This is a genomic window from Rhodopseudomonas sp. NSM (genome assembly GCF_052445935.1).
Classification (GTDB): Bacteria; Pseudomonadota; Alphaproteobacteria; order Rhizobiales; family Xanthobacteraceae; genus Rhodopseudomonas.
Map to the genome: position 1 here is coordinate 86,908 of NZ_JBQTCH010000002.1, position 12,226 is coordinate 99,133.

The following is a 12,226-nucleotide window of genomic DNA, read 5'->3' on the forward strand; positions in this document are numbered from 1 at the left end:
AAGCCTTGTCCTGATGCCCGGCGGCCTCGACCATATCGTTCATGCGGTGCGCGATCTCGACGCCGCAGCCGAGACGTATCGGCGGCTCGGCTTCACAGTCGGCGCGCGCAACGTCCACCCCTTCGGCACGCACAACCGCATCGTGCAGATCGACGGATTCTTCGTCGAGATCCTCACCGTCGCCGAACCCGACAAGATCGAGCCGCACCGCGCGGATGCGTTTTCCTTCGGTGCCTTCCAGCGCGACTATCTCGCCCGGCGCGAGGGGTTCTCGATGTTGCTGCTCGCCAGCCGCGATGCCGAGTCGGACGCGCGCGGCTACGCCGCTGCCGGGTTCGGCGCGGGCGCGGTGTTCAGCTTCGGCCGGGAAGGGCGCCGCCCCGACGGCAGCGTGGTCAAGCTCGGATTTTCGCTGGCCTTCGCGCGCGATCCGCTATCGCCGGACGCGGGCTTCGCGGTGTGCCAGCATCATCATCCCGAGAATTTCTGGAATCCGTCGTTCCAGATCCACGCCAACGGCGCAGTTGCGGCAAAGGCGGTGGTGATGGTCGCCGACAACCCGACCGATCACCATATCTTCCTCAGCGGCTTCACCGGCTTGCGCGATCTGCACGCGTCGTCGATCGGTGTGACTGCGCAGACCGAACGCGGCGACATCGACATCGTCGAGCCGGTGTCGTTCCGCGATCAATACGGCGTCGCCGTTACGGCTGACGCCGGCGGCGCGCGTTTCGCCGGATTGCGGATTGCCGCGGAGGAGCTGGCCATGGTTGAACGCCTGCTGCAGCAGAACGGGATCGGCGCGGCGCGTCACATCGACCGGCTGGTCGTGCCGGATCTGTGCGGCGCGACGCTGATCTTCGAACAAGGAATGGTCCGTTGAACAAGAGCATTGCGCCCGCGCCCGTCGTCGCCGCGGGCAACGTCAAATTCGGCAACGCGCTGCCGCTGTCGGTGATCGCGGGACCGTGCCAGCTCGAGAGCCGCGCGCACGCGCTCGAGGTCGCCGCGGCACTCAAGGAGATCGGCAAGCGTCTCGGCATCGGCATCGTCTACAAGACGTCGTTCGACAAGGCCAACCGCACCAGCGCGGCGAGCGCACGCGGCATCGGCCTCGAAGGCGCGCTGCCGATCTTCGCCGAGATTCGCGACAGCATCGGGCTTCCCGTGCTCACCGACGTGCACGAGGCCGGGCAATGCGCCCGCGCCGCGGAGGCGGTGGACATCCTGCAGATTCCGGCCTTCCTGTGCCGGCAGACCGATCTGCTGCTGGCGGCGGCTGCGACCGGCAGGATCGTCAACGTCAAGAAGGGGCAATTTCTGGCGCCGTGGGACATGGGCAACGTCGTCGCCAAGATCACCAGCGCCGGCAATCCGAAGGTGCTGGTGACCGAGCGCGGGGTGTCGTTCGGCTACAACACGCTGGTCTCCGACATGCGCGCGCTGCCGATCATGGCGAGGACCACCGGCGCCCCGGTGATCTTCGACGCCACGCATTCGGTGCAGCAGCCGGGCGGCAAGGGCACCTCCTCGGGCGGCGAACGCGAATTCGTGCCGGTGCTGGCGCGCGCCGCGGTCGCGGTCGGCGTCGCCGGCGTATTCATCGAAACCCATCCCGATCCGGATCACGCGCCATCCGACGGCCCCAACATGGTGCCGCTACGCGACTTCGAGAGCTTGCTGCGCACGCTGATGGAGTTCGACGCGCTCGCCAAGCGGCGCCCCGGGGCCGGAACGATCTGATGCCGCAAGGCGACGGCGCCGGCGTCCGGCCGGACCTGCCGCCGACGCTGAGCATCATCGCACTGTCGCGCTTTGCAGCGAGGCTGTCGACGTGGGCGCTCGATGCTGGCGCTGGGGGCGATCCTGGCCGTGGTGTTGCGACCGCGGCAGCCGGCGGATGCGAGCGACCGGCCGGAACCTGCGTGAGGCATCCTGCCGGCTGTCGGGAAAGCAAGAATCGCCGTTAGAATGGATCAGCTTTCTGACGAAATCGGTCGCCGCCTTTAAAAAATGGGTCTCGTCATGTTGAGAACCAGTTTCCCGGCGATAGCGCTGCGATCATCATTTCAAGCGGAGACCGCGTGGTGGATGGATTGAAGACCGGGCGACACGCCATGAGGTTGCGCCGTCTTATCATCGGGGCTTCGGGCGCGGTGGCCGCGATCGTCGCCCCGGCGTTCCTGACAGACGGCGCGGCGGCAAAACAACGCGCCAAACCGGCACCGGTCGAAGCAGTGGCGCCGCGGCCAGCCGGCGAGCCGATCATGGCGATCATCTCGATCAAGTCGCAGCAGGTCACGCTGTACGATGCCAACGGCTGGATTCTGCGCGCGCCGGTCTCGACCGGCACCACCGGGCGGGAGACGCCGGCGGGCGTGTTCGCGATCCTCGAGAAGAACCGGGACCACCGCTCCAGCATGTACGACGATGCCTGGATGCCGCACATGCAGCGCATCACCTGGAACGGCATCGCGCTGCATGGCGGTCCGCTGCCTGGCTACGCCGCCTCGCACGGCTGCGTGCGGATGCCCTATGGTTTTGCCGAGAAGCTGTTCGACAGGACGCGGATCGGGATGCGGGTGATCGTCTCGCCGCAGGACGCGGCACCCGTGGAAATTTCGCATCCGGCGCTGCTGGTGCCGAACGCGCAAGCGGTCTCGACCGTGCCGGCGCGCGCCGAGACGCTGGCCCGCGAGGCCGAGGACGCCACGCGCATCGCCGCCGAGGCGAAGAAGGCCGCATCGGCTGCGGCGAAGGAGGCGGCACCGCTGGCGGCTTCGCTGCGCAAGCTGGAGAAGCTCAAGTCCCGTGCCGATGCCGCTTTGAGATCCGCCGACAAGGCGCTCGCCGCCGCGAAGACCGACGAGGCGAGAGCGCGGGCGGAAGAGCGGCAGCGAAAGGCGTCGCAGACCGCGACCGAGACGTCGGCGCAGCTCGACGCCGCCAGGGCCGACGCTGAGTCGAAGCGGGCTGCGGCGGCGGCCGCGAAGGACGCGGCCAAGGCAGCGGATCTCAACAAGACCGAGGCCGTCAGGCTGGCGAGCGACGCCAGCCTCGCGCAGGAGCCGGTGTCGATCTACATCAGCCGCGAGACGCAGAAGCTCTACGTCCGCCGCAACACCCATAAGCCAGCGCCCGATGGCGGCGGCGAAGTGTTCGATGCGAGCATCGAGGTTCCGGTCACCATCCGCGATCCCGACCGGCCGATTGGCACGCATGTCTTCACCGCGATGGCGCGCGACGGCGCCGGGCTGCGCTGGAGCGCCGTGACGATCGACGATGGCGACGGCGCCAAGGCGGCGCTCGACCGCATCACCATTCCGCAGGAGGTGCTGGACCGGGTCGGACCGACGGCGCTGCCGCGCAGCTCGATCGTCATCTCGGACGAACCGCTGAGCGCCGAGACAAACTATCGGACCGAGTTCGTCGCGGTCCTGAAAGACCATCCGCAGGGCGGCTTCATCACCCGCAAGCCGACCCCCGCTGTCGTTGTGGCCGATGGCGACGACGGCTGGGACGACGGCGGGTTCGGCTTCTTCTTCCAGCGCGGCCCGGAGCCGCAGCCTAGAAACTATCGCCAGCAGCGCGGCGGTCGCGCCTACCCGCCGCAACAGATGCCGGGCTGGAGCTGGTAACAAGCATCAGGCGCCGGGCGAGGCAGGGTCCGTGGTTCGACCGCGGCACCCCGGCCGGGTGCCGCGCGGTCAGCGCGACCCGCAGCTCTCCGCAGGCGATGCAGGCAGCGCCACGACGCGGAGGAGCAGGTCCGTGTCACCCATCAGGGCGCGCTTTTCCGGATTGCTGAGCCAGCTCACCAGCTCGTCGATCGTCTCGGCGTCCGCGACCATGGCGCGGGCGAGGGCGAGATTGGGGTCGATGCGGCCGCGCGGGCGAGCCGGCTGGCGGGCGAGGCCGGCAAGGTGGAGGTCGAGCAGCCCGCGGTCGCTGCGCAGCGCAAGCAGCGGGTCTTGGTCGCTCCCGGACGGTGGCAGCATCGCGGCGATATCGCGAACGCGGCCGAGGATCGGCGGCGCGGCAAGGTCCTCAGGCGTCGCCAGCAGCGCAGGCCGCGCCGAGGTGGGGCGATTGGTGAGCAGCGCCACCGGGATCGCGAGAACGAGGCCGAGGATCACCGGGGTCATCCACCAGAACAGCGGCCACGACACCAGCAATGCGCTCGTCGCCATGGCGACGCCGATCAGCGTCGGCAATGCATAGCGGCGGGCGACGTCGCGCAGCGGGATCGAGCCGTCGCCGCGATGCTGGAGCTGCCAGCCGGAATCCTGGCCCATCACGATCTGGCCGACCGCGGTGGACTGGAAGATCATCATCACCGGCGCGGTCAGGCCCGACAACAGGGTTTCGAACATCAGGCCCGCGAACGCGCGGAAGCCGCCGCCGAAACCCACCCGCGTGTCGCGCCGGATCAGCACGAGCAGCAGCGCCAGCAGCTTCGGAAGCAGCAGCAGTCCCATCGTGGCGGCGAACACCCAGGCGGCGCGGATCGGGTCCTGCGCCGGCCAGACCGGAAACAGCGAGAAGTCCTTCGGGAAGTATTCGGGCCGCACATATTGGGCCTGCAGCGAGATCAGGATGCCGGCGACCAGAAAAGCCAGCCACATCGGCGCAGTGATGTAGGCGCCGATCCCGGTGAGGAAGTGCAGCCGCGACACCCAGTGCAGGCCGCGGGCCGGCAGGATCGCAGCGTGCTGGAGATTGCCCTGGCACCAGCGCCGGTCGCGCGCGGCGAAATCCAGCATCGTGGGCGGCACCTCTTCGTAGCTGCCGCGCAGCGTCGGCGCCATGTGGAGGCGCCAACCGGCGCGACGCAACAATGCCGCTTCGACGAAGTCGTGGCTGAGAATGCTGCCGCCGAACGGCTTGCGCCCGGGCAGGTTCGGCAGGCCGGTGCTGGCGGCGAACGCCGCCACCCGGATGATCGCGTTGTGGCCCCAGTAGTTACTTTCCGAACCGTGCCACCACGCCACGCCGGCCGCGATCATCGGGCCGTACATCCGGCCCGCAAACTGCTGCAGCCGCGCGAACAGCGTTCGCGCGTTGACCACGACCGGCAGGGTCTGGATCAGGCCGACGTCCGGATGTCGCTCCATGGCCGCCGCGAGCCGCACCAGGGCGTCGCCGGTCATGACGCTGTCGGCGTCGAGAATGACCATGAAATCGTAGCCGGCGCCGAAGCGCTTGACCCAGTCCTCGATATTGCCGGATTTGCGGGCGTGATTGTCGGCGCGGTGGCGGTAGAACAGCCGGTCGCCGGCCGCCATCAGCGCGAGAAAGCACTTCTCTTCCTGCGCCCAGACGGCGGGGTCGGTGGTATCGCTGAGGATGTACCAGTCGAACTGCGCGCCGGAGCCGGTCGCATCCGTCGACTCTCGCGTTGCCTGCAGCCGCGCCAGCACCGTCTGCGGATCTTCGTTGTAGGTCGGCAGCAGCATCGCCACTCTCGACGTCAGCGCCGGCAACGGGCCGTCCGTTGCGAGATCCAGATCGTCGCGCCATCCGCGCAGCAAAGTCGTGAACCCGGCCAGCGCAGAGACGAAAGAAAGCGCCACCCACGCGAACAGAGCGGCGAACAGAACCAGTACCAAGCCTTCGAGGATGGTCACGCCGCCGACCTTCAGAACCTGGTACATCTCATCGATGCCGGCATAGCTGAGCGCGGCCGTGCCCAGCATGATCAGTAGCCGACGCCACCCACCGGAGTTTGCGGCTGTCGACCGATCAATCATGCGGGGCGGCGCTTCTGCGAAGGACTGCTCCGGCATCGCCAGCGGCGCCTCGGCGGGCAGGGGATCGCGCGACCGCCCGGTCGGATGGGCCCGGTCGACCGATATCGGCCGGATCACATCGTCCATCGATAGACCCAGACCTCGGACAGCGCTTGGTCGCCCGCCTTCAAGAACGCCCGCAACTCGACCGGAGGCTGATTGCTGATCAGGTTGAAGCTGAGGCGCCACCCCCCGGTCAGTGGGTTGGGCTGGGTGACGACGTTGCGGATCTCACCTTTGTCAGCCGACACGATGCCGCGGACTGATCCGGCATCCAGCCCCTTGAGCTGCTCGCCCGTGACGTCGAGCACGAACAGCCGGTCCGCATCGCTGCGCATGCTGATGCCGGTCCGCGATATCCGTGCCAGCGACGAAGGTTTGGGCGTGTCGGGGCCCCAGTGCAGACGGTACGTATAGATATGCTCGCCCTTGGCTCTGAGTGGGCCCTTCGGCTCCCAGAATGCGGCGATATTGTCGTGGATTTCTTCCTTTGTCGGGATTTCGATCAACTTGACCGCGCCTTCGCCCCAGTCGCCGATAGGCTCGGCCCAAAGGCTCGGACGCTGCTCGAAGCGCGATTCCAGATCCTGATAGGCCGAGAACTCGCGTTCCCGCTGCATCAGGCCGAACCCGCGTGGATTTTGATCGGCAAACGAACTGATCTGCAGATCGCGCGGATTGCACAATGGTCGCCACAGCTGCTCGCCGCGGCCGTTGAAGATCGCAACGCCGTTGGAATCGTGCACCGCCGGACGAAAGTCGGGTACATCGCTGGGGTCGTTCGGGCCAAAGAAGAACATGCTCGTCATTGGCGCGAGCCCGGGATGCTGCAGGTCGGTTCGCGGATAGAGCGCCGTCTCGACATCGAACACGGTGGTCGCGCCCGGACGGATGGTGAAGCGGTACGCGGCAGCGACGCTCTTGCTGTCGAGCAACGCGTGTACGACGATCGACGACGCATCCTGCGAGGGGCGTTCGAGCCAGAAGGTCTTGAACAGCGGAAATTCCTCGCCGCCGCTTTGCCCCGTGTCGACGGAAAGGCCGCGTGCGGATAGGCCGTAATGTTGGCCCTTCGCGACCGCCCGAAAATAGGTCGCCCCGAGGAACACGCAGAGCTCGTCGAAGTAGTCCGGCGAATTGAGCCGCGTGTGGATCCGGAAGCCGGCGAAACCAAGCTCGACGTCCGAAGCCGGTGGAGGCGTATCGCCGAACGAGAAGTCATCGGAGCGATAGGGAATCGGCCTGGCCTGTCCGTCCGCAACCTCGAAGATCGTCACCCGGTTCTTGTACAAGAAGCCGCGGTGAAAGAACTGAACCTGGAACGGGAGCTGGTCGGCACGCCACAAAGAGCGCTCCGGATTGAACCGGATCGCGCGATAAGCGTCATAATCGATTTCCGCCAGCGGCGAGGGCAGCTTGCTGTCGGGCGCCTGATACGGTTTTCCCGCCAGTTCTCGCGCTTGCTGTCGCACGACCGAGGGATCGAACGCCTGAGGCTTGTCCGCCGCCTGAGCTGCCGATGCGCCGGCCTGAGATTGTAACAACGGAATCGCCGCAAGGCCCGTCAGAACTTGCCGCCGATTCAATGTGCCACTCCGCTGGTCGAGGAAAGTTCCAAAGCAACGTTCCCGGCCCGATGGAGTTCCCTTCGACTTTTAAGCTTGATTGGTTTGATGCTGAGGCGGCAGCTGCGGCAACTCAACCGCGCCCGCGGTATGGCGGAACGCCCTGGTCGGGCACCCACATTCCCTTTGGCAGTTTTCCGGTCTGCCAGAACACGTCGATCGGAATTCCGCCGCGCGGATACCAGTAGCCGCCGATGCGGAGCCATTTCGGCTTGATGGCGGCAACGATGCGCTTGCCGATCGACACCGTACAGTCTTCGTGAAAGCCACCATGATTGCGGAAGCTGGCGAGGTACAGCTTCAGCGATTTCGACTCCACCAGCCACGCCCCGGGCGCGTAGTCGATCACCAGATGGGCGAAGTCCGGCTGCCCGGTCACCGGGCACAGCGAGGTGAACTCCGGCGCGGTGAAGCGAACCAGATAATCGGTGCCGGCCTGCGGATTGGGGACGCGGTCGAGCTGGGCTTCGTCCGGCGTGGCCGGCCAGGCGACGGCGCGGCCGAGCTGCAGGCCGGCGGATTTCGGGGTTTTGCGGGGCGATCTGGACATGGAGGTCTCCGTTGCCGCCGTCTTAGCCTTTCGTCACCCGCGCGTCATCCGTGCGACGGCCTTTTCGGCCCGGAAACCATGCTGTAGAAGCGGCGCAAACCTTGTCCCCCGTCAATCCCCAGTGAGGCATCCATGACCGCCATCGTCGACATCATCGGCCGCGAAATTCTCGACAGCCGCGGCAACCCGACCGTCGAGGTCGATGTCGTGCTGGAGGACGGCTCGGTCGGCCGCGCCGCGGTGCCGTCCGGGGCCTCGACGGGCGCCCACGAAGCGGTGGAGCTGCGCGACGGCGACAAGGCCCGCTATCTCGGCAAGGGCGTGCTCAAGGCGGTCGAGGCGGTCAATGGCGAGCTGTTCGACGCGCTCGGCGGCATGGACGCCGAGCAGCAGGTGCAGATCGACCAGACCATGATCGAGCTCGACGGCACCCCCAACAAGAGCCGGCTCGGCGCCAACGCCATCCTTGGCGTCTCGCTCGCCGCGGCCAAGGCGGCGGCTTCGTCGTATGATCTGCCGCTGTATCGCTATGTCGGCGGCACCTCGGCGCGGACGCTGCCGGTGCCGATGATGAACATCATCAACGGCGGCGCGCATGCCGACAATCCAATCGACTTCCAGGAATTCATGATCATGCCGGTGGGCGCGGCGAGCTTCAGCGAAGCACTGCGCTGCGGCTCGGAAATCTTCCACACGCTCAAGGGCGAGTTGAAGAAGGCCGGCCACAACACCAATGTCGGCGACGAGGGCGGCTTTGCGCCGAATCTGCCCTCGGCCGATGCCGCGCTGGACTTCGTCATGGCCGCGATCGGCAAGGCCGGCTACAAGGCCGGCGAGGACGTGATGATCGCGCTCGACCCGGCCGCCACCGAGTTCTTCAAGGACGGCAAGTACGTCTATGAAGCGGAGGGGAGGAGCCTCGGCCCGCAGGAACAGGCCAAGTATCTGGCCGATCTGGCGGCGCGCTATCCGATCGTGTCGATCGAGGACGGCATGGCAGAAGACGACATCGAAGGCTGGAAAGCGATCACCGGCCTGATCGGCGACAAGTGCCAGCTGGTCGGCGACGATCTGTTCGTCACCAACGTCACGCGGCTGTACGACGGCATCAAGAATGGCTACGCCAATTCGATCCTGATCAAGGTCAACCAGATCGGCACGTTGACCGAGACGCTGGCGGCGGTCGAGATGGCGCACAAGGCCGGCTACACCGCGGTGATGTCGCATCGCTCCGGCGAGACTGAAGATTCGACCATCGCCGACCTCGCGGTCGCGACCAATTGCGGGCAGATCAAGACCGGTTCGCTGGCGCGCGCCGACCGCACCTCGAAGTACAACCAGTTGCTGCGGATCGAGCAGGAACTCGGTACCCAGGCGCATTTCGCCGGCAAGGCCGCGTTGAAGGCTCTCCGCTGAACCTTGCGTCCGCTGGAGCGAGATGTGATCGCTGACGCGACCGCATCGTCTTGATCCCTGGGCGCGGCTGCAGCACTGTGCGGCCGCGCTGATAACAAGCAGGGAGAAGACGCGTGACCGAGGCCACCACCGGACTGCAACTGCGTTCGCTGATCAAGGCGAGCGGCGAACTCGAAGTGTCGCTGGTGCCGGTCGACATCCCGGAGCCCGGTGACGACGAGGTTGTGGTCCGGATCGAGGCGACGCCGATCAACCCGTCCGACCTCGGCCTGCTGTTCGGCGCCGCCGACATGTCGACCGCCAAGGCGTCCGGTACGCCGGACGCTCCGGTGATCAAAGCGCGGGTGCCGGACGCGGCGATGAAGGCGATGGCCGGGCGGCTGGACGAGGCGATGCCGGTCGGCAACGAGGGCGCCGGCACCGTGATCAAGGCGGGCGGCTCGGCCGCGGCGCAGGCGCTGCTCGGCAAGACCGTGGCGATGATCGGCGGCGCGATGTACGCGCAGTACCGCGTCATGAAGGCGGTCGACTGCCTGCAACTGGCCGACGGGACCACGGCCGCCGAGGGCGCGTCCTGCTTCGTCAATCCGCTGACCGCGCTCGGCATGGTCGAGACGATGCGGCGCGAAGGCCACAAGGCGCTGGTCCACACCGCGGCGGCGTCGAATCTCGGACAGATGCTGAACCGGATCTGCCTGAAAGATGGAATCGATCTGGTTAATATCGTGCGCAGCGAGGCGCAGGCCAAGCTGCTGCGCGACATCGGCGCGAAATATGTGGTCGATTCGACCTCGCCGGATTTCATGGCCGAACTGACGCAAGCGCTGGAGACGACCGGCGCCACCATCGCCTTCGATGCGATCGGTGGCGGGAGGCTCGCAGGGCAGATCCTGACCTGCATGGAAGCGGCGATCAACAGGACGTCGAGCGGCCCCTACAGCCGCTACGGTTCGAACGTTTTGAAGCAGGTCTATATCTACGGCGGGCTGGATACGCGGCCGACCGAGATCGTTCGCAATTTCGGCATGATCTGGGCGGTCGGCGGCTGGCTGCTGTTTCCGTTCCTGCAGAAGATCGGCGCGGCGGATGCAGGAAGGCTGCGCGCGCGTGTCGCCGCCGAGATCAAGACCACCTTCGCCAGCCACTACACGCAGGTGGTGTCGCTGCAGGAGGCGCTCTCGCTCGAGGCGATCACGGTCTACAACAAGCGATCGACCGGGGAAAAATTCCTGATCGCGCCGAACAAATAATTGCCGCGATCGCGGCGAATTGTCCCACCGCTTGCTGCGGGCGAAAATCAGTCGCAGGCAGCGGCGGGCAGGGGGAATTGACATGGATCAGGTAGTCGAGCGGCGTCCGTCGGAGCTGGAGGAGGCGACCACGGGCTTGGTCAATCACATCGTCGGCGCGATCGATGCTGCGGCGGTGGTTATGGAGCCGTTCTACCATCTCGAATTCATGGGGATATTCCCGGCCGCCGTGTACGCGGCGATGCTCGCCGCGCTGCCGCGCAACACCGACTACCGGCCGATGCACGGCCGCAGCAAAGGCAACGATCTCGCCGACGGCACCCACACGCGGGTGAAGATCGACCTGTTCCCGGAGTACATACGCCACCTGCCGCCGCAGCAGCGTTCGATCTGGAAGGTGGTCGGCGACGCGCTGTGCTCGGAGCCGGTGAAGAACGCGTTCCGCCGCAAGCTCGCGCCGGCGCTGGAAAAGCGGTTCGGGCCGCAATTCAATGATGTCGGGATGTTTCCGATTCCGATCCTGACCCGCGATATTCCCGGCTACCGGATCACGCCGCACACCGACACCCATTGGAAGGGCATCACCGTGCAGCTGTATCTGCCGAAGGATGAAGCCAACACCGACATCGGCACGATCTTCCACAATGTGCTGCCCGACGGCTCGATGCCGAAGGCGCGGCAGATGAAGTTCGCGCCGAACTCCGGCTACGCGTTTGCCGTCGGCGACGACACCTGGCACTCCGCGGACCCGGTGCACGACCGGGTAGAGACCCGCGACAGCATCCTGCTGACCTACTTCGTCGATCAGGGGCTGCTCAAGGTGCTGCGCAATCGCGGCAAGCGGATCGGCAACTTCCTGCTCAACGAAATCCGCGCGCGGACCTGACGCCTCAGCGCTCCGCGGTCGCCAGCTTGGCGCCGAGGGCGACAAAGGCGGCCGCGAAGCTGCGGCGCATCCAGGTCAGCACTTTGGGCCGCGTCACGACGTGGTCGCGCAGCCAGGAAGCGAACAGGCCGTAGATCGCGAATACGACGAATGTCATCAGCATGAAGATGGCACTCAGTTCGACCATGCGGCCGAGCGGATGTGCCTCATCGGCCGAGACGAACTGCGGCAGGAAGGCGAGGAAGAAGATCGACAGCTTCGGGTTGAGGATGTTGATCAGCACGCCGGTCACGGTCATCTGCAGCGCCGAGCGCGCCCCGACCTCCGCCTCGACACTCAGCGGGCCGCGCTCGCCGAGCGTCTTCCACGCCATGTAGAGCAGATAGGCCACCCCGAGATATTTGAAGGTCTGGAACGCGACCGCGCTGGTGTGGAGCAGGGCGGCGAGCCCCACGATCGCCGCCGCCATGTGCGGGACGATCCCGAGCGTCGAGCCGAAGGCGGCGATCAGGCTGGCCCGCGATCCGCGCGAAAGCCCGGCCGCGATCGTGTACAGCGCGCCCGTGCCGGGCGAGGCCACCACGATCAACGAGGTGATGAGGAATTCGGCACTGATCGTCATGGCAGGGTCCCACTGTTGAGATGGACTTGCAATTTGCGTCTCGGCACGGAAACAGTGCCGCGCCAAACCCGGCATGTCTATCGCAACG

At 66.5% G+C, this 12,226-nt stretch carries 10 protein-coding genes; 6 read left to right on the top strand and 4 right to left on the bottom strand.

The features are described 5' to 3' along the window. Nucleotides 1-13 precede the first annotated feature (13 nt). The 3 genes from ACTZWT_RS04635 (at nucleotide 14) to ACTZWT_RS04645 (ending at nucleotide 3,638) form a co-directional block, all read left to right on the top strand. A complete protein-coding gene (locus ACTZWT_RS04635; protein ID WP_444768549.1) occupies nucleotides 14-883 on the top strand; it encodes a VOC family protein in 870 nt (289 codons plus the stop codon). Next, complete coding sequence (gene kdsA, locus ACTZWT_RS04640) at nucleotides 880-1,743, top strand: 3-deoxy-8-phosphooctulonate synthase (protein ID WP_444768550.1); 864 nt, start codon at nucleotides 880-882, stop codon at nucleotides 1,741-1,743. Before ACTZWT_RS04635 ends, kdsA begins: the two co-directional genes overlap by 4 nt. Nucleotides 1,744-2,117: 374 nt before the next feature. After that, entirely contained in the window at nucleotides 2,118-3,638 is a 1,521-nt protein-coding gene (locus tag ACTZWT_RS04645; protein WP_444768551.1) for a L,D-transpeptidase, read from the top strand. A 69-nt stretch (nucleotides 3,639-3,707) separates the two neighbouring features. On the opposite strand, the gene mdoH is transcribed toward ACTZWT_RS04645, so the two are convergent. The 3 genes from mdoH to queF all read right to left on the bottom strand — a co-directional run bounded on the left by mdoH (nucleotide 3,708) and on the right by queF (nucleotide 7,964). Then, complete coding sequence (mdoH, locus tag ACTZWT_RS04650) at nucleotides 3,708-5,876, bottom strand: glucans biosynthesis glucosyltransferase MdoH (RefSeq protein WP_444768552.1); 2,169 nt, start codon at nucleotides 5,874-5,876, stop codon at nucleotides 3,708-3,710. After that, nucleotides 5,864-7,375, bottom strand: coding sequence for a glucan biosynthesis protein G (locus ACTZWT_RS04655; RefSeq protein ID WP_444768553.1), 1,512 nt, complete (start codon nucleotides 7,373-7,375; stop codon nucleotides 5,864-5,866). The genes mdoH and ACTZWT_RS04655 overlap by 13 nt, the downstream gene beginning before the upstream one ends. Before the next feature lie 112 nt (nucleotides 7,376-7,487). Continuing rightward, the gene (queF, locus tag ACTZWT_RS04660; RefSeq protein ID WP_444768554.1) at nucleotides 7,488-7,964 is read right to left on the bottom strand and encodes a preQ(1) synthase; all 477 of its coding nucleotides are present in this window, start codon (nucleotides 7,962-7,964) and stop codon (nucleotides 7,488-7,490) included. Nucleotides 7,965-8,096: 132 nt separating this feature from the next. Here queF and eno point away from each other — a divergent pair, with 132 nt between their 5' ends. From eno to ACTZWT_RS04675, 3 genes are all read left to right on the top strand, one after another. Next, nucleotides 8,097-9,380 carry a phosphopyruvate hydratase gene (gene eno, locus ACTZWT_RS04665; RefSeq protein ID WP_444768555.1) on the top strand — a complete coding sequence of 428 codons (1,284 nt, stop codon included), beginning with the start codon at nucleotides 8,097-8,099 and terminating at the stop codon, nucleotides 9,378-9,380. A gap of 113 nt (nucleotides 9,381-9,493) precedes the next feature. Continuing rightward, nucleotides 9,494-10,630, top strand: a complete 1,137-nt coding sequence (locus tag ACTZWT_RS04670; RefSeq protein ID WP_444768556.1) for a zinc-binding dehydrogenase — start codon at nucleotides 9,494-9,496, stop codon at nucleotides 10,628-10,630. 82 nt (nucleotides 10,631-10,712) lie between these two features. Next, nucleotides 10,713-11,516 carry a hypothetical protein gene (locus ACTZWT_RS04675; RefSeq protein WP_444768557.1) on the top strand — a complete coding sequence of 268 codons (804 nt, stop codon included), beginning with the start codon at nucleotides 10,713-10,715 and terminating at the stop codon, nucleotides 11,514-11,516. A 4-nt stretch (nucleotides 11,517-11,520) separates the two neighbouring features. On the opposite strand, the gene ACTZWT_RS04680 is transcribed toward ACTZWT_RS04675, so the two are convergent. Beyond that, nucleotides 11,521-12,132 (bottom strand): LysE family translocator, encoded by a 612-nt coding sequence (locus ACTZWT_RS04680; protein WP_444769199.1) that lies wholly within the window; start codon nucleotides 12,130-12,132, stop codon nucleotides 11,521-11,523. Nucleotides 12,133-12,226 lie beyond the last annotated feature (94 nt).